At 35.7% G+C, this 23,381-nt stretch carries 22 protein-coding genes and 2 pseudogenes; 16 read left to right on the plus strand and 8 right to left on the minus strand.

Going from position 1 to position 23,381, the window contains the following annotated elements; all coding sequences use genetic code 11:
* The first annotated feature begins 797 nt into the window (after positions 1-797).
* From HS5_RS05735 to HS5_RS05745, 3 genes are read left to right on the plus strand one after another with little or no spacing between them, the layout of a single operon-like run.
* On the plus strand, positions 798-986 hold the full coding sequence (locus HS5_RS05735) for a hypothetical protein (protein WP_236753210.1): 189 nt from the start codon (positions 798-800) through the stop codon (positions 984-986).
* 50 nt (positions 987-1,036) lie between these two features.
* Positions 1,037-1,837: an ABC transporter ATP-binding protein gene (locus tag HS5_RS05740; protein WP_236753211.1), complete on the plus strand. Its 801-nt coding sequence runs from the start codon at positions 1,037-1,039 to the stop codon at positions 1,835-1,837.
* The gene (locus HS5_RS05745; RefSeq protein ID WP_236753212.1) at positions 1,834-2,487 is read left to right on the plus strand and encodes a hypothetical protein; all 654 of its coding nucleotides are present in this window, start codon (positions 1,834-1,836) and stop codon (positions 2,485-2,487) included. The genes HS5_RS05740 and HS5_RS05745 overlap by 4 nt, the downstream gene beginning before the upstream one ends.
* A gap of 156 nt (positions 2,488-2,643) precedes the next feature.
* Here HS5_RS05745 and HS5_RS05750 read toward each other — a convergent pair.
* The 5 genes and pseudogenes from HS5_RS05750 to HS5_RS05770 all read right to left on the minus strand — a co-directional run bounded on the left by HS5_RS05750 (position 2,644) and on the right by HS5_RS05770 (position 7,266).
* Positions 2,644-3,421, minus strand: a pseudogene (locus tag HS5_RS05750) (acetoacetate decarboxylase family protein).
* A 164-nt stretch (positions 3,422-3,585) separates the two neighbouring features.
* Positions 3,586-3,978, minus strand: coding sequence for a CBS domain-containing protein (locus tag HS5_RS05755; protein ID WP_236753213.1), 393 nt, complete (start codon positions 3,976-3,978; stop codon positions 3,586-3,588).
* 47 nt (positions 3,979-4,025) lie between these two features.
* Positions 4,026-4,307, minus strand: coding sequence for a 4Fe-4S dicluster domain-containing protein (locus tag HS5_RS05760; protein WP_236753214.1), 282 nt, complete (start codon positions 4,305-4,307; stop codon positions 4,026-4,028).
* A complete protein-coding gene (locus HS5_RS05765) occupies positions 4,304-5,461 on the minus strand; it encodes an NAD(P)/FAD-dependent oxidoreductase (protein WP_236753215.1) in 1,158 nt (385 codons plus the stop codon). The genes HS5_RS05760 and HS5_RS05765 overlap by 4 nt, the downstream gene beginning before the upstream one ends.
* The gene (locus HS5_RS05770; RefSeq protein WP_236753216.1) at positions 5,458-7,266 is read right to left on the minus strand and encodes an FAD-binding protein; all 1,809 of its coding nucleotides are present in this window, start codon (positions 7,264-7,266) and stop codon (positions 5,458-5,460) included. Before HS5_RS05770 ends, HS5_RS05765 begins: the two co-directional genes overlap by 4 nt.
* 161 nt (positions 7,267-7,427) lie before the next feature.
* Here HS5_RS05770 and HS5_RS05775 point away from each other — a divergent pair, with 161 nt between their 5' ends.
* The 12 genes and pseudogenes from HS5_RS05775 (at position 7,428) to HS5_RS05825 (ending at position 20,311) form a co-directional block, all read left to right on the plus strand.
* On the plus strand, positions 7,428-8,075 hold the full coding sequence (locus HS5_RS05775) for a dienelactone hydrolase family protein (protein ID WP_256445569.1): 648 nt from the start codon (positions 7,428-7,430) through the stop codon (positions 8,073-8,075).
* Positions 8,065-8,181, plus strand: coding sequence for a dienelactone hydrolase family protein (locus HS5_RS14500; RefSeq protein WP_256445585.1), 117 nt, complete (start codon positions 8,065-8,067; stop codon positions 8,179-8,181). Before HS5_RS05775 ends, HS5_RS14500 begins: the two co-directional genes overlap by 11 nt.
* Before the next feature lie 153 nt (positions 8,182-8,334).
* A complete protein-coding gene (gene hpaD, locus HS5_RS05780; protein ID WP_236753217.1) occupies positions 8,335-9,279 on the plus strand; it encodes a 3,4-dihydroxyphenylacetate 2,3-dioxygenase in 945 nt (314 codons plus the stop codon).
* Positions 9,276-10,739 (plus strand): 4-hydroxyphenylacetate 3-hydroxylase family protein, encoded by a 1,464-nt coding sequence (locus tag HS5_RS05785; protein ID WP_236753218.1) that lies wholly within the window; start codon positions 9,276-9,278, stop codon positions 10,737-10,739. Before hpaD ends, HS5_RS05785 begins: the two co-directional genes overlap by 4 nt.
* Before the next feature lie 67 nt (positions 10,740-10,806).
* On the plus strand, positions 10,807-12,240 hold the full coding sequence (locus HS5_RS05790; RefSeq protein WP_236753219.1) for an MFS transporter: 1,434 nt from the start codon (positions 10,807-10,809) through the stop codon (positions 12,238-12,240).
* A gap of 21 nt (positions 12,241-12,261) precedes the next feature.
* Complete coding sequence (locus HS5_RS05795) at positions 12,262-13,116, plus strand: fumarylacetoacetate hydrolase family protein (protein WP_236753220.1); 855 nt, start codon at positions 12,262-12,264, stop codon at positions 13,114-13,116.
* 469 nt (positions 13,117-13,585) lie between these two features.
* Positions 13,586-14,203, plus strand: coding sequence for a helix-turn-helix domain-containing protein (locus tag HS5_RS05800; protein WP_236753221.1), 618 nt, complete (start codon positions 13,586-13,588; stop codon positions 14,201-14,203).
* Positions 14,204-14,260: 57 nt separating this feature from the next.
* Positions 14,261-16,315, plus strand: coding sequence for a xanthine dehydrogenase family protein molybdopterin-binding subunit (locus HS5_RS05805; protein WP_236753222.1), 2,055 nt, complete (start codon positions 14,261-14,263; stop codon positions 16,313-16,315).
* 705 nt (positions 16,316-17,020) lie between these two features.
* Positions 17,021-17,801: pseudogene (locus HS5_RS05810) on the plus strand (aldo/keto reductase).
* 259 nt (positions 17,802-18,060) lie between these two features.
* Positions 18,061-18,453, plus strand: a complete 393-nt coding sequence (locus HS5_RS05815) for a PadR family transcriptional regulator (protein WP_236753223.1) — start codon at positions 18,061-18,063, stop codon at positions 18,451-18,453.
* Entirely contained in the window at positions 18,450-19,442 is a 993-nt protein-coding gene (locus HS5_RS05820; protein ID WP_236753224.1) for an ATP-binding cassette domain-containing protein, read from the plus strand. The genes HS5_RS05815 and HS5_RS05820 overlap by 4 nt, the downstream gene beginning before the upstream one ends.
* Entirely contained in the window at positions 19,439-20,311 is an 873-nt protein-coding gene (locus HS5_RS05825) for an ABC transporter permease (protein WP_236753225.1), read from the plus strand. The genes HS5_RS05820 and HS5_RS05825 overlap by 4 nt, the downstream gene beginning before the upstream one ends.
* Before the next feature lie 422 nt (positions 20,312-20,733).
* Here HS5_RS05825 and HS5_RS05830 read toward each other — a convergent pair whose 3' ends face one another.
* The 3 genes from HS5_RS05830 to HS5_RS05840 are packed head-to-tail and all read right to left on the minus strand — an operon-like array spanning position 20,734 to position 22,857.
* Complete coding sequence (locus HS5_RS05830) at positions 20,734-21,216, minus strand: hypothetical protein (RefSeq protein WP_236753226.1); 483 nt, start codon at positions 21,214-21,216, stop codon at positions 20,734-20,736.
* Positions 21,213-21,824, minus strand: coding sequence for a hypothetical protein (locus tag HS5_RS05835; protein WP_236753227.1), 612 nt, complete (start codon positions 21,822-21,824; stop codon positions 21,213-21,215). Before HS5_RS05835 ends, HS5_RS05830 begins: the two co-directional genes overlap by 4 nt.
* Before the next feature lie 31 nt (positions 21,825-21,855).
* Complete coding sequence (locus HS5_RS05840) at positions 21,856-22,857, minus strand: acryloyl-coenzyme A reductase (protein WP_236753228.1); 1,002 nt, start codon at positions 22,855-22,857, stop codon at positions 21,856-21,858.
* An 81-nt stretch (positions 22,858-22,938) separates the two neighbouring features.
* On the opposite strand from HS5_RS05840, the gene HS5_RS05845 reads away from it, so the two are divergent.
* Entirely contained in the window at positions 22,939-23,373 is a 435-nt protein-coding gene (locus HS5_RS05845) for a hypothetical protein (protein ID WP_236753229.1), read from the plus strand.
* Positions 23,374-23,381 lie beyond the last annotated feature (8 nt).

Below are 23,381 nucleotides of genomic sequence, written 5' to 3' on the forward strand. Positions count from 1 at the left end.
TTGTTATAAATAATATTAAAAAATAGAAAGTAAATATTTATAAAATTAGTTAAAAGAGATTTTATACTTAACTTTATTTAATACATTTACATAATATATATCCTATTAATACATTATCTAATCTTTGACTGCAAGAACAAAGTTAGTCGTGCTTATAATATGAAAAGATAGGTTGTATTTAAAGTTTTAAATTACAGTAAGATAGATACTCCTAACAAAGAATTTCCTAGAGTAACTGCTGACTATTAATAAACCTTAATTGGTGAAGGCTAAAATCTAATTCTGTCTGTGAATGTATTTGTATTGGTTTTCCCTCCCCTTATTAGCATACGTTCTCCTAATTGCACTTATGGACATTTAATAATTTAAGAAGACAGCATTAAATCTAGTTACTCGCTGTCCCTAAATTAGCTACTATAATAAAAAGTGGAAATATATAAAATACACGAAAATTATTAAATTTTAGCACTTATATATTACGAATCACTATAATAAATTTCATAATACATGCTTTAGCATATATTATTAATAATTATCTTTATTATAATTTTTATTTAAATTTTGAGAGAAAATAATGAATATTATTACATAATATCAAAGCTTATTTTATACAGATAGTTTTTAGAGCATTTTTACTGAAAATCGTAAACGATAATTTTAAAAAGGAATACAGAAGTAGAGGTGATAGTAATTGCAACGAATAGGCTTACATACGTTGATTAGAACTGCGTATTATAATCAATCTCGTGGTAAGATAATTACTGGATTTGTACGACTTACGTTGAGGGTTAATTGCCATGTCCCTTCTTAGTTTATTTTATACAATTTTTCCCATAATATTTATCATAGTTATAATTATCCTTGTAGCACTGGGTAAAATTCAGCCTAACTTAAAAATAGGTATACCTATATTAATAGTTGGCGTAGCACTTATAGCATTTGGCATAGTAATTGCAAACCCTGCCCTCTATATTATAGGTTTTTAATTTTCGTAATTTCCTTATTCTTTATGCCAAGGAGACACAGGTGGTAATAAATGCTAGGTCTTTACGACGTTAGTTCCGGCTACGGTAAAAAGGTTGTTCTTCAGGATGTTTCATTCGAGATTAAGGAAAACGGAGTTTACATTGTTTTAGGGAGGAACGGGGCAGGTAAGACTACTCTTCTAAGGACTATTGCAGGTATCCTAAAACCTATGAAAGGAAAAATCATGAAGGAAGGGTCTTTTGCTTATCTCTCTCATTCCTTGGCATTACCTAATGAGATGAGAGTAAAGGAGGCTTTAGAATTCTTTTCCAGCATCCTGGGTGGGGACGTAAATAATGTGATTGAGAAATTTGACTTAAAGGGCTTACTGGATAAGAGAATTGCAGATTTATCTCAAGGGCAGAAGAAGAGGGTTTCAATTGCCAAGATCTTCTTAAAGAACTACGACATTTACCTCTTCGACGAACCTACAGAGAACTTGGATCCTATTACTGCATCAAAGATAAGGGAAGAGATCGTATCGCTATCAAAATCAAAGATTGTAATTTACACTTCCCATAACCTTTATGAGGCTAGGGATATTGGGAAATACGTCATTGTAATAGACGAAGGGAAGTTAAAGTTCTTCAAGCCAATAAGCGAAATTAGGCTTAAGGAGTATAAAATAGGAATAAGGGCTTCACAGGACCTTTCTAGGATATTAAATGGGGAATACCAAGGTGAGTATTTTGTTATTACAGTAGATGATCCTTCAAAGGTTAACCAAATAGTGCAGGAGTTGATAAGTAAGAATATACAAATTTATGAGATTAAAGAGATGAAGAACCCTCTGGAGGATTTGTTGAAATGATCTACACTATTTTCATAAAAAGGATGATTACCAGAAGTAGGGCAATAACAATTTACTTTTTAGCATTGGCAGTAAGCCTTTTGTTGCTAGACATATATTACATATCACAAATAAAAATAATAACTCCTATAGCACTCTCAGGTTTTCTAACATCTCCTGCATTATTCGGCATTATGTTCTCCTCTTTAGCAGTGGGATTATTTACAGACGATAGACAGAACGGACTTCTAGAGTTTTTCGTTGCAGAGGGGTTTTCATCAGAGAAGATTTTCTACATCTATACATCGTCTTATCTGTTAATCTCAGTGCCCATAGATGCAATAATATCTGGAATTTTAGGGATTTTTATACATAATTTATTGTATTTTGTAATATTATTGGTTAATAGTCTAGGAATATCTTGGATTGTTGTACCAATTTCGATGTATTTTGCTTACCTACAGAGAGTTACTGGCAGTTCTAGATCGCCATTAGGAACGTACATCGGTGTAGGGCTATTATTTGTCCTCATATATTTATCATCAATAATAACTTCAGAAACTGAATTAGAGGATATATTGGTATACTTTGGAACAGCTCTCCTAGTAATAGCTGCATTACTAACTATCTTAATAGGCAAGAATTTCAGTTCAGAAAAGATAATATCTTAGCCAATTGTTGTGTAGTCATAATATGTTGTCCTTGTAAAAGTTATGCGTTTCTCCACTTTTTGAATGCCCTTTAGCATTCTGTCGATTTTACCTTTTGATGATAACTTGAGCTAATATAAAGGACATAAAAATGGTACGACAATTAAAAAACCAACACTAAATAGTTTCTATGAGCTGTGTTCTAGTAACTTTAAAGTACTGTGTAAAGTAATAACCAGCCATAACTCTTTCAACCTCTAACTTATTGACCTCATCATTCACATAGCCTCCAAGCTCTACTTTTGCAATACCTTTCCAGATCTCTCCCAGGACTGTATCATCTCTAACTCTACTGACTAGCTCATAAACATCGCTTTCTCCGTCTCCTCTACTTACAAACCTCCTTATATTAAGGAGTGGACCGAAATTCTTGACCGGAATACTATCTACTTTTTCTTGCAGTTCTACCTCAAGCCTAAACATTATCCCTCCTCCTCTTACTACGTAACCTCCTACTTTTAGCCCTTGTTCAAGTTTATTATACTTTTGGTAATAATGGGTGAAGTTTAGTCATAGAAATCTTAGCTAACTTCTTAGGAAATCCGTCTAACCAACCTCTTACCAATGCCCAGTCCTTATCTACCCACATGAATACGTAGTAGAGGTAGTCCTTATCCTTATACCTTACCTTTAAGCCTATTGCGCCTTCCATATATTGTACTAAATCAGGATCTAGGTACATGTAATTCCAGTTGCTCTCAGATGTTGAAATGAACTCGGCTGTGTAAATCCACCCATCCCCATCAGTTGAGAGGAATTGAGGAATTAGTTGTAGTGCAGAATTCTTTGTAAACTTAACGTGTGCTGCTATATATGTAACTCCATAATACCATGGTGGGGGGAAGACTATTTGCGATTCGCCTCCCCTAGTTATAGGTAACGAAAAATCCCTCATAGGTCACTTTAGGAGATATGGAAAATAAAGCTCTAATTAAATTTGTTCAAAAAGAATAACTTTATCCGTACGTTATAGCCCTATATGTACTTCATAGTTTTTCTGAATCCAGAAAAAGAGTAACTAAGATTAAGGATAATAACTCTTATACAGAAAATTTTTGCTCAATAAGTCATTGTCTCTGCTAGCATAAGCGATAGGGCTTTAATCAACTCTTTAATAGACACTACACCGACGCATTTTCCATCTTTTTCGATTATCAAATGCCTTATATTATTTTTCATCATTATCTCGTAAGCGTCATAAATACTCTTCTCGTAGTCCACCTTAATAATATCCTTACTCGCTATATTTATGGCAGGCTGTGTATAATCTAGCCCTTTACTTACAGCCCTTACAATATCCTTCTCTGTGATAATGCCTATAATTTTGTCCTCTCCTTTTAATAACACAGAGCTTACTGAGTTTATCTCCATAGCGTAAGCTACTTCCTTTATGCTGGCCTCATGAGGAAGAACTGCAAACTCTTTTCCACTTATTAATTGACCTACGTTCATAACAAAAATATTGAAATATAAAATATTAAATTTTACTTCGAAAAAAGCTAACCATATCTTAAAGCAATTCCAAGTCCATATCTAGGATACTTCCAAATAATATTATTAAATGGACATACTATCTTACATGCGCCGCATTCTACGCAGTTCTCATAAGATACAACTAATTTACCATTTATAAAGGAGTAAACATTTGCCGGACAAACGCCAACACAAGGACTACCGTATTTCTCATTGCACTCTCTGCAAGCGTCTTGATCTTTAATTAAAAGATGAGGTTGTTCATCTCTCTTGTACCTTAAAGTATAGAGTTTCTCCTCGATCCTCATTCTATCACCCCCAACCCTAAGGTTAAATGCTTTAAGAGAGTCCATGTATTTGATTTATAATATTTTAATCTTGATAAATCACCGCTACTCCAGCCTTCAAATAGATCAACGATTAAGTTAACGTAAAACTTTAGATTCTCTTCCTTGAGCAAATCCTTAACTAATGTCCTAGATCTCACTATTCTTGAAATTTCGTCCATTTGAAGTAGAGCTCTCTCGTATTTTTCACATTGACCTAGATTCTCAACAGCTAAGTAACCTGAGGAAACTGCAGGACCTATTCCGTTGAACGTTAGCGGATCTACTAAACCTATAGCATCTCCCGTTACGAAGACTTTACCTTCACATGCTCTAAACTCTGGAAAACCCCCCTCAGGAATTATCTTTGCAGAGTACTCCCTAAGTGAGGATCCCTTAATTATCTCAGCTAGACTGTTCCTATAGTAGTCCAAAACTTCATAAGGCTTTAAGGCATTTAGATTACTTATAGGAATTCCGACACCCAGGGCTACTGAATCCTTATAAGTGTACAGGAATCCTGCATAAGGAACGGGATTATCGCTAATTACACGCCAAGCTTCTCCCTCGTCTTCATGAAGGCCAAATCTCTTGTTAATCTCGTCCCTTGTCATGCTATACACTTCCTTAACACCTAAAACTGTCTCCTCCGGTTTTAACTCCCTTCTTAGCCCCAGGCTCATGGAGAGCAGAGCATTAGCACCTTCGCTCAAAATTACATAATCGGCTTCAATTCCTCCTCTCTCTGTGATCACTTTACTTCCTTCGATTCCGGTAACAGTCGTCTTAGTAACAAGTAACGAGCCCGCTTGTTCTGCCTTTTGTGCTAACCATTTATCAAACTTTAATCTTGATACAGTATATAGCTTCTCTCTCGGACTTATCTTAATCTCTACAGAATTAGTCCTACTGCTGAACATCAATTTAACGTTCTTAACTATCTTTTCAAAGGGTAAGCCGCTAATGTCTACGAAGTGCGAAATATCGGATTCCCTTATCATAGCTCCTGAAACATTTTTAGAACCTGGCTCTGGTCCTCTTTCAATCAGTATAGTCTTATACCCTTTCTTTGCCGAATTTATTGCAGCAACGCTTCCAGAAGGGCCAGATCCTACAACTACTACGTCAAACTTCACTCCATAGCACCTCTGTCCTTTATAATCTTAATTAAGTCTGGAACTATTTCGAAAATATCTCCTACAACACCGTAATCACAGTTCTTGAATATTTGTGCCTCTGGATCAATGTTAATAGCTATAACTTTCCTAGCACCAGAAATGCCTACTAAGTGTTGGACAGCACCGGCTATTCCCAAAGCGATATAGAGTTTGGGCCTAATCGTAGTGCCAGTCTGGCCTATTTGCCTATCTTTCGGGTACCAACCCATGTCTGCCAAAGGTTTACTAACACCTACAACTCCGTGGAGGAGATCAGCTAATTCTTCAGCCATTTTTATGTTTTCCGGTGATTTTATTCCTCTACCTACGCCAATTACTACTTCAGCCTCGGTCAGAACATTGCGTTTGCCAAGTCTTGTACGAGACTTCACGTTATACCAGCTGCTATTAATATCAACTTTTTCCACTACAACCTCATCTCCTCCCTTCAACTTAATAGGATAGAATACTCCTCCTCTTACTGTAACCATTATCGGTCTGCTATTGGGACAAATTATAGTGCTCATTTCCTTTCCTCCGAAGTCCGGCCTTATTGATAATAATCCTACTTTTTCGTCAACTTCGAAAGCTACACAGTCTGCTATTAAGCCTGTGTTTACTTCAATTGCAGTAGTAGAAGCTAATTCCCTTGAAATTCTTGTTCCTGGGAATAAGAAGACCTCAGGCTTATATTTCTGAACTATAGTAGAAACTGCCTTAGTATATGCATCATTAATATAGTAGTCAAGACTAGGAATTTTAGCATGATAAACTTTGTCAAAGCCGAATTCAAAAGCTTGTGTTATTATCTCCTCTACTTCATCTCCTACTATAACACCTGCTAATTTAGTACCCGTAGAATCTGCAATCTTCCTCCCTTCAGAGGCTATCTCCCAAGACACTCTGTTGACATCATTGCCGTAATGATCTATGTAAACCCATACCTCTCCCTTAGCCTTATATTTGAGACTAGGTCTAGTATACTCTAACTTTATCTCGCTTGCTTCTTTCAATGATTTTACTATCTTGTCGTAAACCCACTCCGACGCATCTTTTCCTTTATATATTTCAGCGTTTCGTGTCTTAGGAGGAGGGCTTACTTTAATAACCCTAGTAGGTGAGCCCGCTAAACCTATCTTGTTCGGCTCTGTACCTATATCTTCCTTGCTTAATTTCGTTATTTTGGCATACTTGGCCTTGATTAAATCTTCTATACTTGGCTGTCTCGGTTTGTTTATAGTTTCGAGAACTGTAAAGACTGCTGGAGTAGGTACTTCTATCTCCTCTTGTATATCTTCGGTAATCCTCACAACTACACTTCTCTCGTCAGAAATATCCTTTACTTCACTTACGTAACCCACTGCAGGAATTCCCAACCACTTAGCTGTTTGAGGGCCTACTTGCTCTGTCTCGCCATCTACTGCCCTCCTGCCGAACAAGTAAACGTCTGCCCTTCCTATTTTCTCTATAGCCTTATACAGAGTATATGAAGTAGCCCAAGTATCTGCTCCTGCCATAGCTCTATCAGTTATTAGATAAGCCTCATCTGCTCCCATTGCAATCGCATCTCTTAATGAGCTTTCCGCTTGTGGAGGACCCATAGTAATTACAATTACTATGCCACCGTACCTCTCTTTTAATCTAACACCCTCCTCTATCGCGTGTAAATCTGGTGGGTTTATTACTGCAGGGACTCCTTCCCTAACGAGGTTGTTCGTAATCGGGTCTATTCTTAAATCATCAGCGTCAGGAACTTGTTTTATAGAAACTATAATTCTGCGCATTTATGTTTATAATCTTTATTTTTGTATTTAAATCTATACTGGATGAATCTAAAGATTAATTGAAACTTTAAAACAAGATTGCCTAGTGAGACTTTCTTTGATCTTGAAACTTTTAATCATTACGAAATAAATTTTTAATACATTAAATTTGATAGATAATTATGCAAGAACAGTTTTTAGAAGTAGAAGGGTTAAAAAGTTTCCTTATTACTAACAATCAAGATCTAGGTGTAATAGTAGTCCACGAAATCTGGGGGCTTAATGATAATATAATTGATATCTCTAGGAGAATAGCAAATGAAGGATATTCTGTATTTGCTCCACACCTTTACACTAAGTATGAGCTTCTAACCCCTGAAAATATTCAAGAAGTGATGCTAAAAGTTTGGTCTATTCCTCCAGAAAAGAGGAACGACCCTAACGCATATTTACAACTGCAAATTGATGAAAAGGACAAAAGGATCTTGGAACTTCTTGTTATTAATCGTGAAAAACTTGAGAGTGAGATGATTAACGGATTAATAAGGTCTTACGACTATCTGGTCAGGCAAGGATTTAAGAAGATTGTTGGCATGGGTTTCTGTATGGGCGGTGGTTTGGCTTTTCAACTAGCCACTGAAGTGCCACTTGATGGCGTAATAGTATTCTATGGGAGGAACCCTAAACCTATAGAAACAGTGAATAAAATTAAAGGACCTATTCTAGGCCTATATGCAGGAGAAGATCCTCCAATAGTCTCTGGTCTCCCAGAGCTTATTTCGACAATAATTAAATACAAAAAAAGACATAGAGATCAAAATTTATCCTAATGCATATCACGCCTTCTTTAATGACAGAGGAAGATCATATAATAAGGGAGCTGCTGAAGACGCATGGGAGAGAGTTAAAAACTTTCTCAAGAAGGTGAGAAAATGACTGAGGTTGATCCTTGCTTTCTAGCGTGGGTTCACCTCCTTGAGAAGCTTGAGAAAGATAAAGAAAAGAAGGAGAAAGACAGCAATAATAAGTGATTTTTCTTTAACAAGTTTTATTGCGAATTAAAATTTCGTTTAATAAGATACTAAACATATGATAGATACTTTAAGACTTTCTCATGTCGTCGTAAGAGTTAGAGATTTAGATAAAGCGTATAAGTTTTACGTTGAATTATTGGGATTAGTTGAGACTGAAAAAGATGGTGATTGCCTGTATTTACGTGGAGTAGAGGAGGGACAACATCATAGTTTAGTACTTAAAAAGGCCGATTCGCCGGGTTTATCTTATATTGGATTAAGAGTTAAAAAACCAGAGGAATTAGATAAGGCTAGAGAGTTCCTTTCTTCTAACATCAAGTTGAAGATACATAAAGAGAAGGGAGTCGATGAAGGGATACTTTTTGAGACTCCCCAAGGTATACCTCTCTTCCTATATTATGACATGGAATACGTAGGAGATCTCAGAATGAAATTTTTCATGCACAGAGGAGTTTCGCCAGTTAGACTTGCCCATGTAAATCTGATTGTTCGAGATTTGGAGAGTGAAGTGAAATTTTTTAAAGAAGTATTAGGATATTATGAGACAGAGTGGTTCCTAGACGACAAAGGTGAAAAACAAGTAGTCTGGCTAACTAGGAGAGGAGATTCACATGAAATAGCTATATCGAGTAGTACGATAAATTCTCCAGGTTTCCATCACGAGACTTATTACGTTCATGAGTTAAGGGATGTGGTTAGAGCTGCTGACATCCTTGCCTCAGCTGGACTATGGAACAGTATAGAAAGAGGACCAGGTAGGCATGGAGTTACTGAAGGTTTCTACATTTACTTGAGAGACATAGATAAAAACAGAATAGAGTTTTTCTCTGAGGATTACGTGGTTCTCGACCCGGATAAATGGAAACCTATTGTATGGACTCACGATCAACTTAGATATAGGAGTGACTTTTGGGGAAGGCCAATTCCCGAATCTTGGTTAAATGAATGGGTTCCGGTTGAAGATGTATTTACCGGGCAGTTAAAAAGGTGGAATGCATGATTAGAAAAGGAACAGATTATATAAAAAGTATAAAGGCACGCTCACCCAAAGTTTTTTATGAAGGAGAAAAGGTAGAGGACGTCACAGAACATCCGGCTTTCAAAATTCCAGTTAATACTATAGCTAAATATTATGACCTACACTGGGAAAATGAAGATTTAAGAGCCTATAATCCTGACGTAGGTGAAGAGACTAGCATTTCCTTCCTTAGGCCGAGGAGTAAGAAGGATCTAGCAAAAATAAGGGATGGACTAATAAAGATATACGACTATTACCGAGGTTTCTTTGGAAGGAGTCCAGACTATCTTAACCTCTGGAACATGGTATTTTTTGCCCATGCAGAGGACTTCGGTAACTATTTCGGCTCGAGATTTAAGGAGAATGTAGTTGAAATATACAAAGAGGCAACAAAAAATGATCTATTTTACACTCACGCTATCGTAGCTCCAATGTATGATAGATCTAGACCCCCATCACAGTGGGAGGATCCCTATATTCAAGTAGGAATAGTAGAGGAAAAGCCAGAAGGAGTAATAGTGAGAGGAGCGGCAATGATAAGTACTGCAGGACCTTATGCAGAGAGACTATGGTATTTACCTAACATAAGGAGGGATAGCGATACTAGATATGCACTATACTTCTCAATCCCAACTTACACAAAAGGCGTTAAGTTCTTGGCCAGAAGAGGATTCCCACCCAGAGAAGGGGGTGAGTTTGAATATCCAATCTCAGCTAGATTTGATGAGAGTGATACAATTCTCGTCTTTAAGGATGTTCTAGTTCCCTGGGACAGAATAATATTCTACAGAAAACCCGAACTAATAGAAGACTTCATGTGGAGAATAATAGGATTAAGAACCTGGTTTAATTGGCATTTTATAATACAGCATTACTCAAGGCTTAAATTCTTAGCAGGATTAGCTATAGCCATCACAGAAGCAGCTGGTACTTCAAATTTCATTAACGTTCAAGAGAAGATAGGTGAAATTCTGATATATGTAGCTTTAAACGAGGCAGCTCTAATAGCATCTGTAGAAAATGCTGAGGAACTGCCAAATATAGTAAGACCAAACCCATACTATGCCGTTGCTACTAGTCATTTTAATATGAGAACTGTTCCAAGGGCTAACGAAATACTTAGGTCAATATCTGGTGGAGCGTCTATTCCAATACCAGCTGGAATTAAGGATTTCGAGAATCCAGAAGAGAGAGAACTTGTATTTAAGTATATGTCTATGAAAGGACTCGATGCCCTAGAAAGAATCAAGCTTTTCAATCTCTTGTGGGACGTTATAGGCTCTGAGGTTGGAATGAGATACGAGCAATACGATAGGTTCAGTAGAGGAGATCCTACAATAAGATGGGCACAGATGTATACCGAAGTTTACAAAGAGAGGAAGCATGAATTCGTAAAACTCGTTAAGGATATTTTAGATCAAATGCCAAATCCTAAAGCTTGAAAAATATCTTATTTTATTTAATAGGTTTAATAATGCGTTTTTTAATCTATTTCCTATTAACTATTTGATGGCTTCCACAGATGAAATAAAAGCTGGGGAAATAATAGCTAGATTAGACAGGATTCCCACTTGGGCGTTAAATTACGTTCTTCTCGGAATATTGGGGATAGGTGAACTATTCACTTTCTTCGATATTTTTAACATTAACGTAAGTTTTGTGCAAACTACACTTGTGTTATTTCATCAACCAGTATCCGCGGCAGCAGTCCTACTTGGACCTGTAGTCTTAGGGAATTTGATTGGTTACGTAATAGGTTCGCTCATCCTATCTCCTATATCAGATAGGATAGGTAGGAGGGATATGTTGATGGTCACGATGCTAATTACCGGATTAGGGAGCTTGTATAATGCGTTTACACCTAATTATTTGAACTTCCTAGCGGCTAGGGTAATTACTGAAATTGAAATAGGAGCAGATCTAGCTATAGTGAACACATATGTTAGCGAAGTCGCACCAACGAAGTATAGGGCTAGGTATGTCTCAGAAATCTTCATTTTTTCAACTACTGGAGGATTTTTAGCAATTTGGTTAGGTCTTTTATTCACTACTCCCGCAGCACCGTTTCCGTTAGGCTTACCTTTTGCCCTAGGAGGAAGTGGATTTTTTGCAACCAATGGCTGGAGGTTAATGTACATAATTGGCGCAATACTCTCATTTATAGGTCTAGGATTGAGGTTTGGCTTACCAGAATCACCTAGATGGCTAATATCTAAGGGTAGGATAGATGAGGCTGAAGCAATAGTTAAGTTGATGGAACAAAGGGTTATGAGAAGAGGGAAGCAACTAGAACCACTCCCCAAAGTAATTAGCCCATATATACAAAGTAAAAGAGTTGCTTATTCCGAGATATTCAGAAACAGACTCTATCTTAAGAGGTTTATAATTTTACTGCCAGTTTGGTTCTTAGCTTATACTACGGTCTATAGTATAGCTTCTGGCCTTACGTCTCTTTTAGTCTCTAAGGGTTACCCTGCGCCAGAAGCAGGGATGATATCAGCTTTTGGGATCACAGGATTTATAATAGCCGCTCTAATTGCTGCAATAGGAGGAGAAAGACTAGAGAGAAAATTCTGGATGGGTATCTCAGCAGCTGTAACACTTATAGGAGGACTAATAATGGTAGCCACTACAAACATTATTATAAGCGGCATAGGAGCTATAATCCTATTTATAGGCTTCAACACGTGGGTTCCCATAGCATATACATGGGTAACAGAGAGCTTCCCTACAAGGGCTAGGACTTCCGGGTTTGCCCTTACTGACGGGCTTGGCCATTTAGGAGGAGGCATAGGAGTTCTTGGAGTTGCATATTTGTCTACAGTACTCACTACAATACCACTGTTCATAGCCATATCTTTATTCTTAATCATTGCAGCTTTAATAGCCATGCCACTAGGTCATCCTACAGCAGGGAAGAGGTTAGATGAAGTTTCACCTTAACTTATAAGAGGTCGAGGTCAGATGAAATACGTGTCTTTTTTAAAGGATGGAGTAAAATATTTCGGAATAGTTGAGGGAGATTACGTTTATGAGGTAGAGAGTTTAGAAAATGGTGAACCTAAAGGTAACTCATATAAATTATCTGAATTGGCTCTTCACGCTCCAGTTCCTCAAAGGGAAATAATATGCACGCTCACTAACTCTCCTAAAATGGTGGGAGTTGATAGTAAAGAGAAGGCCAGAGAACTACTAGGTTCGCCTAAGTTTTTCATAAAGCTATCTTGGACAATGATAGGACCTTATGATACGATATTTTCGCCTAAATCTGGAGTAAGACCTGAGGTCGAAATAGCAGTTCTAACTAAGAAGAAATTAAAGAATGCTACGCTTACTGAAGCAAAGGAAGCAGTCTTGGGTTATACTGTATTTAACGATGTGACTGCTCCAGCTGAGTTTAAGAAAGATTGGTACAGGGCATTTAGGAGAGATCCAAATGATGGAAAGATTAAGGAAATGACAATCAGAGGTGTACATTTTAGAAATAAAAATAGGGACACTTTCTCACCTATGGGACCTTGGCTAGTAACTGTTGATGAGCTTCCAGATATACAAGGGTTGAGAATGAGAAGTTACATAAATAATGAACAAATACAAGATGGTAGTTCTGATGAATTAGTATTTAGTGTAGAGGAAATCTTAGTTGAGCTGTCAAGCATTTTAACATTGCCTAAATACTCTATCATAACGACTGGAACCATAGGATATTTGAACGCTGAAGATCCCTCGGAGTATAAACCAAAAAATAGTGAAGGAATAATGATAGCCGAAACAGAGAAAATCGGAAGGATAGAAAATAAGGTAGTAATTGAGTATTAATTCGTTTATTTAAACTTACTCTAAATATTATGTTTTATTTTTAGATTAGAAGTAGTTTTGCCAATTATTATAACATATTAAATGAATTTCATTCAAATTTAATTAAATAGATAGCAATACGATAGTGTAGTCATCGAGCTACAAATTGTAAAATTAGCTCAGATAAAAAGCAAAGCTATCCTACGTTTTCCAATCATAATTATGTAACTTAATGACTACGCTATCATCAATACTAAATTTAAAGAAAGTATCAACATACCGCACTGAGAGCATTTCAATAATACGTTAAACTATCCGAAGGCATTAGGTAAACTGGATATATCCTTGAAGTGCTCTTGAGGATTGTATATATGATTTTTTGATATAAAACTTAAAAATTTTTAAATTGTCTATTTCAATTATATCATATAAATATTGGTAATACTACATGATATAAAGTTATTAATTGATGTAAAAGATATATTAACATATGTTAAAGAAGGTTAAGGTAACTGTTAAACACGAGGATTGTTGGACAAGTCAAGTACAATTTACTGCAAGAACTCTAAATCTTCAAGTTTATCCTAATAAAGACTATTTAAGAAGCAGAATAACAATAGATACAGCCAATAGAAGCGTAATAAATGAGATGAACAGGTGTAAAGGAATACTCAAGATAAATAAGATAATTCCAAACCAAAATAAGATGTTAATAGACTTCTTAAATATTTATAAAGGTTCTATAGCTGGCATACTTTACGATTATGAAGTACTAATTTTAAAAAATGAAATAGTAGACAGGAAAGAAAAGTGGACTTTTGTAGCTCCTAGATTGTCTGTTAGAGAGATAGTGAACGAAATAAAAGGTATTGCTAAAGTTGAAGATGTAAAATCTGAGGATTATACACTGAATGGAATTTCCCTTACCGATATGGAGAAAAGAGTATTGAGCTTAGCCCTATCTTTCGGTTACCTTGACTATCCTAAGAGGTCCAGAACCGAAGATTTAGCTAAGCTATTAAATATAAGCAAAGTCACCTTTTTATACCATCTTAGGAGTGCAGAGAAAAAGATCTTATCATTCTATTTAAATAGTTTAGATGAATAAAAATCCTTTAAATATGTTTGATGAAAGACTTAAAGCTATTAAAACGTTATTTACCTCATGAGGTTAAGGGATCACTTACCTAAAATTATGGGAAAAGGAACCTACATAGACGATTATACCCCTAAAAATACTGCATATCTTTTCATAGTAAGATCACCAATTGCTAGAGGAATAATAAATAGCGTTTCAAAACCCGATAAAACTCTCCTAACACTTACATGGGACGACGTCAAGGTTTACTTGCCCGTTAGGGCTGATCCAGAAACAATGAAAAAGGGAAAAATAGTCAAAATGCCCGTACTTGCAGATGGAAGAGTTAATTTTGTAGGACAGCCAGTTTTGGCAATAGTCGTAGAGGACAGATACAAAGGCGAAGACATTATAGAGGAAGTTAACTTAGACTATCAAGAGTTACCTCCAGTTCTAGATATAGAAAACGCTATGAAGGGCGATCCTATTCACCCAGGGTTAGATAAAAACGTCTCAGTAGATAAAACTTTGGAAGGTGGGCAGTTATCTGCAAAGAAGGAAGCTGAAGTTATAGTAAGTAGAAAAATTTACCAAAATAGAATAGTTTCAAATCCAATGGAGCCAAAAGGAGTTTTGACTTACTGGGACGGTGACACGCTTAACGTTTACGGGTCTTTCCAGTCCGTATTTAGAATAAAAAGCGACCTTGGAGAGTCATTAAGCCTTCCTCCAGAAAAGATCAAGGTGAATTCAACGCTAGTGGGAGGTGGGTTCGGGAACAAAGTCCCACTGTACGCTGAATATATATTAGCTGCAATAGCATCAATGAAATTACATAGGCCTATCAAGTGGATAGAGACTAGGTTAGAGCACTTGAGGAACCCGACAATAGGTAGAGGAGTTCTGTCTGAGGTAAAAATGTACGCAAAGAAAACGGGTGAAGTATTGGGCGTAGAAGGCTATATTGCGGTCGATTTAGGTGCATATAATTACACTTTGAATCCTACTACTCCAGATTTTATAGCCAGGCTAGTTACAGGACCTTACAGGATGAAGTTCGCATCAATTAGAGCCCTTGGAGTCTTTACAAATCTACCTCCAACAGGGCCTTACAGAGGTGCGGGAAGACCTGAGGCTACATTAATTCATGAGACCTTAGTGGAAGAATTAGCAAAAGAACTTAACATGGATTCTGTTGAGATAAGGAGAAAGAATATAATTGGCGATATGGAAGAATACATAACGCCTTTAGGTCTTAAGGTAGACCCAGCAGGTTATAAGACTGCTCTGAACGTTGCTGAATCATATTACAGAGCAAATAAGGAGAAGTATAAAGATAAGGGAGTCTCAATAGTAGCGTTTATGGATATTGATAGACTTTCGCCTGGTGAAAGTGCTAGAGTTAGAATTGAAAACGGAAGGGTTAAGGTTTTCGTAGGTACCGGTCCCCACGGACAGGCTCATGAAGATACGTTTGCTAAACTAGTATCTGAAGTATTAAAGATTAATGAGGATTTGATAGATGTAGTAACAAATAGTACTGACATAGTAAAAGAAGGGATAGGCAGTTTTGGATCAAGGAGCGGTACAGTAGGAGGATCTGCTGTAATTGAGGCGTGTAAGCAATTACTTCAAAAAATTAATATGCCCATTGAAAGAGCATTAAAGGAACTTAACGGTATTGAAGTTGAGGTGTTCTATAAGGCTGACGATATTTTCACTCCCGGATCACATGTTGCTGTAGTAGATGTGGATAAAGAAACAGGATTTGTCAAAATATTAAAATATTATGCGGTGGAGGATGTAGGCAGGGAATTAATAAAAGATGAGGTAGAAGGGCAGATAGTTGGTGGAATTCTTCAAGGGATTTCACAAGTTCTATGGGAGCAGACGCCTTATGATCAATACGGTAATCCTCTTTTCTCATCTATTGCGGACTGTGGAGTCCCATCTGCTGTAGAGGCAGATTATCATGTGGAACTGAACACATTAGAATTTCCTTCTGCATTGCCTACAAAGAGTAGAGGAGTAGGTGAAGCTGGGACTACGGGAGCTTTACCTGCGGTATTTATAGCATTAGAAAAGGCTATTGGCAAGAAGTTCACAAAAACTCCTGTGTTGCCCTGGGACATTATAAGCTAAAGTTCACCTAGTTATTTCTCTAAAATAAATAAAGAAGAATGGAACTACCTAATCAAAGAAGTTAGATAAAAGTTTAGCATAAGATATCATAGAGTGGTAGTGTTATGTATTCTCCAAAACTATCTACCGAGCTAATTTAAATTAGTAGAAACAAATAGAAGGTAAAATATGGAGCCAGATATTAAGCTTTTAATATTATAGGTTATTCTATATGATTAATACGCAGAGAAAATAGTTACATATTTTATGTCTCTAAAACCTTAGTCTCTCCTAAAGATATTAAAAATAAATATTTTAACTTATTAGTATATGATTATTTAAAATTTATATACTATGTATTTTAATTTCTATAAAATTTTATTTATTTTAAATATAAATTTATTTGACTTCTGATTTATAATCTCGCTGACATAATCTGTTTTTCTACTTTCGTCAATATTACGCGTTGGATTTCATGCATTCATTTCTATTACTTCTTGAAAAGTTAAGATGTATTTTTATTTAAGTTATAGTAATAATTATATATTTAAGTTATAATTCGTATTAAGCATATAATTTTATCTGGGTATTAAATTTATAGTTTTTATCATTTTCTTGGTATGTATTCTAACTTCAGATAATCTCAGGTAAATATTTTAAAAATAACGTTAATTTATGGAATTTAGAGATTTTGGAAAGACAGGAGTAAAATTGTCCGCAATAGGTATGGGTACTTATTATGACCTTCAATGGATAGCCCTTTCAAGGATTGGAATAACCCCATCAAAAGAAAGAAGGATACAAGCATTGAAAACGGGCCTGGAATGGGGTATAAATTTTATAGATACTGCAGAACTTTATAATACTGAAGGTTTAGTAGCTGAAGCAATAAAGGATTATAATAGAGAAGAAATATTTATTGCTACTAAAGTTTGGCCATCTCAGGTATAATTCTCTCATAAAAGCTGCTAAGAATAGCCTTAAGAGACTTAAGACAAATTACATAGACCTTTATCAAATACATTTTCCTTCAAGAACTGTACCTATAGAAGAATCTATGAGAGCCATGGAGAAACTAGTAGATGAGGGCATAATTAGATTTATAGGAGTTAGTAATTTTAGCTTAGAACAACTAAAAAATGCACAGAATTCTCTCAAAAAATATGAAATATCATCAATTCAGATGCCATATAGCTTAGTTGATAGGAGAATAGAGAGTAATATAATACCTTATGCAAAAGAAAACAGAATTTCTGTAATTTGCTATTACCCTTTAGGACACGGGCGATTAGCCAGACAATTCCCTTCTGATGCAGTAGATATTATTAAGAAAAATCACGGGGAGAAGACTTTTGCACAGATTGCATTAAACTGGATAATAAGCAAGCATGAAAACACTTTCCCTATACCTAGAGCGTCAAACCCTATCCACGTAAAAGAAAATTTATGTGCTGTAGGATGGAGGCTTTCTCCAGAAGAGATAGAGAATCTGGAAAAATATTTCTAAAACTTTAAAATAACAGAAGTTCTATAACTTTAGGAAATAAAATGCCATAATCTATATTATTTTAAATAAAATGTCGGTTTAGTAGTATTTTTATGCAATGTTAATCTCTACCATCTATAGCTCTTGTTAAAATGCCTAATGATTTGACAATTAAGTGCGATAATTACTATGATCTCTATCACTACCTAAACTACTAACTTAGATGTTTTATCAAATATGTATAGATAATTTTATATTTCTTACTATCGAAATCGATATTATGATGAGTTACCAGAAAGGTAGATTAAAGTTCATGGTTCTCTGGCTTCTTAGTGAATCTCCAAAAAGAGGAATTGATATAATTGATGACATCTCAAAGATGACATGGGGTTGGTGGAAGCCGTCTCCTGGTTCAATATATCCTTTATTATCTACGCTAGAGAAGGAAGGAAAAATTATAAGAAAAGATAATGGAATTTATGAAATTACACAAAAAGGTATAGAGGAAATAAATGATTTTCTTCCGCCAAGGTATGAAGGTAGCCTAGAGAGAGGTGTAGAAGAGTTAGAAAGTTTAGTAGTCTTCTTTGAAGATATGGGAAAGGATAAGCTAATTCCATATAGAGATAGGCTAATCAAAGCTAAAAATAGATTAGAGAGGCTGATAGAATGAGCGAAATTAAAGCCATAAATTTAACTAAAAAATATGGAAATTTCATTGCAGTTGATCATATAAACTTTGACGTAGAAAAGGGAGAAATATTCGGATTCTTAGGCCCAAACGGAGCGGGAAAAAGCACTACGATAAAAATGCTAACAACTGTTTTAAAGCCAACTGAAGGGACTGCTATCGTTAATGGTTACGATATAGTTAAACAACCTTCATTAGTCAGACAATCTATAGGGGTTGTTCCTCAAGAATATACTGCGGATGAGGACTTAACAGGATGGGAAAACATGATGTTTATGGCTGGAGTTTATGGTATTCCTACCGACACTGCTAAGGAAAGAGCTGAAGAACTACTTAAAATGGTAGAATTAACCCAGGCAGCAAAAAGGAAAGTTTCCAGTTATTCTGGTGGTATGAGGAGAAGATTAGAAATTGCTATGTCGCTGATAAGTAGACCCGCGGTACTCTTTTTAGATGAACCCACGTTAGGCTTAGATGCTCAAACTAGAAGCGCGATATGGTCGTATATTATGAGGCTAAAGAAAGAATACGACATGACCATCTTTGTAACTACCCATTATTTAGAGGAGGCAGATATGTACTGCGATAGAATTGCTATAATTGATAAAGGAAAAATAATAAAAATTGGTAGCCCTAAAGAACTGAAAGAAAGCATAGGAGGAGATATGGTCACAATAGAAGTTAACGATATTGAAAAAGCAATAAAAATGCTCTCAAGTATTGACGGTATTCTAGACATTAAAAGTAGGGATTCAGAAATAAGAATAAAAGTTAAAAATGGCGAAGAGGTTGCACCAAAAATAATGGAAAATTTAGTAAAGAATAATATTAAGGTAATTAGATTATCGATTTCACAGCCTACCATGGACGAAGTATATATGGAGTATACTGGAAAGAGTTTAAGAGATCAACAGTCCAGTTCAGAGGAGGTATTTGGAGTAATGAGAACTATGAGGAGGGCGAGATCATGATAGAGGAAGAAAGGAGAAATAAATCTATACTACATGGATTCTGGACATTAACTAACAGAGAGCTAAAGAAGTGGTATAAAGCTCCAGTAATACTCTTATTATCGTTAATTCAGCCAATATTCTGGATAGTACTATTTGGAAAGTCTATGAATTTAGGAAAGATATTTACAGGAACGGCAATATCAATCCCTGGATTAGACATCCCTAAGCAAGTTTTAGATCAAATAGGCCAGGAAATTTTAAAAGCCACCTTTGGAACTACAGACTACTTCTCATTCTTAGCCGCAGGTATGTTATCTTTCATAACCTTATTTACGTCAATGCAAAGCGGGATGTCAGTAGTTTGGGACAGAAGGCTGGGATTTCTAGACAGACTATTAACAACCCCAGTACCAAGAGGTAGTATCATCATGAGTAAAATAATGTCGTCAGTAATAAGGTCGTTAGTTCAAGCCACTATAGTTTTAGTAGCTGCAACATTACTAGGAATGACTTTCAATCCAAGTATAAACGTTATAGATTTCTTAGGAGCATATGCAGCATTATTCTTAATGTCGCTAGGGCTTTCTGCACTTTTCATTATGTTAGCTATAAGAGCTACAAGTTGGGAATCGCAAATGGCTATAATGAACTTATTAAACTTACCTTTACTGTTTACAAGCAATGCATTCTATCCTATAAGTGAAATGCCGAGCTGGCTGAAGCCGATAGCCGAAATAAATCCGCTCACTTATGCTAATGAAGCTATAAGAAATCTTCTTCTAGGCATACCTAGTAATTTAGTAATAGACTTTATCTACCTTGGATTATTCGCAATTATATTGTCTACGATAGGTATAATATTATCTTGGAGATATTTGTCTGGATAATCAAAATTTTTCAACAAGTCTCTCTATAATTTTAATTTCTATATTTATCTTAATATATTGTTACTAGAGTTATTTTAAGGTATAGAAGAAGATGTAAATGACAATTTTTAATTTATTATAGATGTACTCTACTTAAAATTGCATACATTATATAAGAAAATAGGACCTTAATTACTATTCTTTTTCAATGAAAGCTAATATTATATATAATCCTTTATGCCTCTCTATTTAGCCTTTTATTTGCACTTGATACACTGTACTACAGCGCTAATAGCTCAAAGCTAATAAATTATTAAGATGAGTGAGAGTCTGTATCTTAAAAGACTAAGGTAAAACTAAATAACCTAGCAACTACTAACATCACACATTCAGTTTTATTACATTTAATAAATTTTTAGATGCGTGCATTGACTATACATATCCTAACGTATAATCTCCTTTTCTATTTCACTAACAACGCTTTTTTCATCTCCTTGTAGAAACTCCGCATAAATTATCTTATCATATTCTACTGCAAATCCTATATTTTCCTTCAGCAGAAAATAGTGAAAACCTCTACATTCTTTACAATATCCTCTCAGTATTTTTTTACTTCCAACGTCTATTATACTATAAATCATCCTTCCATCGTAATTATGCTTTAGATCTACAGTCAACGAAATCCTCCTAGAAAGCCTCAATAAAGCTAAACCTAGTAAATCTTCAGTAGTAATTCCTGCATCCCTAAGCTTTTTGGGAATTTCAAAATCTCTATTGACCTCTCCTTTTATCTTTGAGACCTCCTTTATTATAGACCTAAATGATGATAAGTCCTTTATGCACTCCTTAGTTATTTTATTTACCCCTTCCTTATCTCCTACCCAGGCTAGTATTACTGCCTCTTTTAATTCTTCCTCGCAATTCAAGGCTTAATCACCACCATCATTACATTTCCGTCTCCGAAAACGTAAGAAAGTAAAGAGTAATTATCTGGATATCTTAAATTCTCAGATGTTGTCAAATCCTTCATCAAGTTCTTTCTTGTAGTCCCTTTATCAAAGTTTACTGAAGACCTAATATTTACGAAGAGTAGAGCCTTCCCTTCCTTATCTCCTACGAATTTCTTCAATTTCTCATATTTCCCTATGTGAATGAAAGTATCTGTAAGCATTCCCATGAATTTTACTTCTCTTAAAGGTAGAATATCTAGAAATTTAACTCCGAATTTTTCCTCCAGAACTGCGTACACTATTATTTCTCCTAGAGCTCCAGAGACATCTCCAGAGAAGTACTTTCCTCCCCACCTTCCCAAAAAATAGGAAAGGTTAGAGGGAAGATCTTCTATTATTCTCGAAGAAAGAATTGATGCAGGAATTAGAGTCTTCTCATCTATTGTAAGTTCTTCCTTTTCTCCTCCTTTCTCAAATTCTTCCAATATTCCGTCTGCTACTACTTCCATATCTTTGTCATCATCCTTTTCATCGTGAGGTAGTAAGTCTGAAGGAATGTAAATCCATGTTATTTTTACTTTCATATTGATATTTCTTAATCATTAAAATAAAAATTTAGGGTTTTAATAACACCTTGCCTATCTTATTCTTATCCTTTAATAGTTCATACCCTTTATCAATATCCTCTATCCCGACAGTTCCTGCAATTATAGGTTGTATTTTACCTTCAGCAGTAAGTTTTAACGCTCCTTCAACGTCCTTTTTAGTTGCACTTGCATGCCCTATTATTTGGAGATCCTTAAGTATTACGTAGCCCAACTTCAACTGATAAGCTTGAGAAGGATCTACGTTACCTATTTGGACTATCCTCCCTCCCATCCACAGTGATTTTAAGCTTTCGTCAAAAGTTGGAGTACCTACAGTGTCCACGACGACGTGGACGTCTGAGATTTTCTTAGCTTCTTCAGCAAACTTTTTACCAACTATTACGTGATCTGCAAACTTTTTAATAAATGGCGCTTTTTCCTCAGAGGTAGTAACTCCTATTACCTTGGCTCCTAAAGCTTTAGCCACTTGTACCGCATGAATTCCTACTCCTCCGCTGGCTCCAGTAACTAACACTGTTTCTCCAGGCTTTAAGTGTGCCCTCATTAAACCCCTATATATCATTCCTGTTACACAAGGTACTAGCACTGCTCCATCGTCTGGAGCACCTTTAGGAACTTTCACTAGACTTGTAACCCTTATTTTAGCATATTCTGCAAAAAATCCATCTAATTCTTCCGAGTATCCTAGCCTGGAATGACAGTAAGCTTCTTCTCCTTGTCTGCAGTATTCACAAGTTCCATCTGGAGCGTAAAGTAAGGAAACTACTTTATCACCTTCCTCAAATCCTTCTACATTTTCCCCTTTTTGTATTATAGTACCAACAACTTCGTGACCTAATATAACAGGATATCTCATTCTTGGATAATATCCTTGAAGCTGTAAAATATCTCTATAACATAACGCTGCTCTGTCTACTTTTATTATAACTTCGTTATCAGCAGGTTTAGGATCTTGAACCTCCTGGACTTTATAGCCCTGCTTATGGCCTATAACAACAACTGCCTTCATTAGTTTAAACATGTTTATATTGCTTAAAAATTATGATGAACTGCGAGAAGCATTTTTTATACACATAACTAACTTTTATTCATGAAACTAAAATTACCTCCAAGGATAAAGGTTTTGGAAGCTTTGGGAGCAATAGCTGATGGAAGAATTACTAAAGTCGACGATCATTATATAGTCACCTCTTCTGAAGGCGATAGAAAATATACTGTTAAAGTCGATGGAGAGAAAGTATTTAGCGATGATAACGGAACTAAGTTTAGGAATTACATAGGATATCCTATTATTGCAGTTTTAATGCTTGAAGGCGAATTACCTTTTGATAAGAGGATTTCTGACGCACTTAAGGGAATAGATTGGAAGAAGCTTAATGAAACTTATAAGAGCTATTCCGTAGTTGAGAGAATAGTAAAGGAAAAAGCAAGCAAGGAAAAAGGAATAAATGAGAGTGAAATTGATGGTATAATAGAGAGTGTCTTAAATGAGCTCAGAAGACGTCCTTTCTACAAAACTGCCTGAACCACTTA

Origin of the sequence: Acidianus sp. HS-5, assembly GCF_021655615.1 — an archaeon.
Classification (GTDB): Archaea; Thermoproteota; Thermoprotei_A; order Sulfolobales; family Sulfolobaceae; genus Acidianus.

Excerpts from the sequence above, each read along its gene's own strand:
- HS5_RS05825 (WP_236753225.1), top strand. The coding sequence starts at position 19,439 with ATGATAGAGGAAGAAAGGAGAAATAAATCTATACTACATGGATTCTGG.
- HS5_RS05785 (WP_236753218.1), top strand. The coding sequence starts at position 9,276 with ATGATTAGAAAAGGAACAGATTATATAAAAAGTATAAAGGCACGCTCA.
- HS5_RS05840 (WP_236753228.1), bottom strand. The coding sequence starts at position 22,857 with ATGAAGGCAGTTGTTGTTATAGGCCATAAGCAGGGCTATAAAGTCCAG.
- HS5_RS05740 (WP_236753211.1), top strand. The coding sequence starts at position 1,037 with ATGCTAGGTCTTTACGACGTTAGTTCCGGCTACGGTAAAAAGGTTGTT.
- HS5_RS05790 (WP_236753219.1), top strand. The coding sequence starts at position 10,807 with ATGGCTTCCACAGATGAAATAAAAGCTGGGGAAATAATAGCTAGATTA.
- HS5_RS05845 (WP_236753229.1), top strand. The coding sequence starts at position 22,939 with ATGAAACTAAAATTACCTCCAAGGATAAAGGTTTTGGAAGCTTTGGGA.
- HS5_RS05815 (WP_236753223.1), top strand. The coding sequence starts at position 18,061 with ATGATGAGTTACCAGAAAGGTAGATTAAAGTTCATGGTTCTCTGGCTT.
- HS5_RS05745 (WP_236753212.1), top strand. The coding sequence starts at position 1,834 with ATGATCTACACTATTTTCATAAAAAGGATGATTACCAGAAGTAGGGCA.
- HS5_RS05760 (WP_236753214.1), bottom strand. The coding sequence starts at position 4,307 with ATGAGGATCGAGGAGAAACTCTATACTTTAAGGTACAAGAGAGATGAA.
- hpaD (WP_236753217.1), top strand. The coding sequence starts at position 8,335 with ATGATAGATACTTTAAGACTTTCTCATGTCGTCGTAAGAGTTAGAGAT.
- HS5_RS05770 (WP_236753216.1), bottom strand. The coding sequence starts at position 7,266 with ATGCGCAGAATTATAGTTTCTATAAAACAAGTTCCTGACGCTGATGAT.
- HS5_RS05755 (WP_236753213.1), bottom strand. The coding sequence starts at position 3,978 with ATGAACGTAGGTCAATTAATAAGTGGAAAAGAGTTTGCAGTTCTTCCT.
- HS5_RS05820 (WP_236753224.1), top strand. The coding sequence starts at position 18,450 with ATGAGCGAAATTAAAGCCATAAATTTAACTAAAAAATATGGAAATTTC.
- HS5_RS05795 (WP_236753220.1), top strand. The coding sequence starts at position 12,262 with ATGAAATACGTGTCTTTTTTAAAGGATGGAGTAAAATATTTCGGAATA.
- HS5_RS05800 (WP_236753221.1), top strand. The coding sequence starts at position 13,586 with ATGTTAAAGAAGGTTAAGGTAACTGTTAAACACGAGGATTGTTGGACA.
- HS5_RS05735 (WP_236753210.1), top strand. The coding sequence starts at position 798 with ATGTCCCTTCTTAGTTTATTTTATACAATTTTTCCCATAATATTTATC.
- HS5_RS05835 (WP_236753227.1), bottom strand. The coding sequence starts at position 21,824 with ATGAAAGTAAAAATAACATGGATTTACATTCCTTCAGACTTACTACCT.
- HS5_RS05805 (WP_236753222.1), top strand. The coding sequence starts at position 14,261 with ATGAGGTTAAGGGATCACTTACCTAAAATTATGGGAAAAGGAACCTAC.
- HS5_RS05775 (WP_256445569.1), top strand. The coding sequence starts at position 7,428 with ATGCAAGAACAGTTTTTAGAAGTAGAAGGGTTAAAAAGTTTCCTTATT.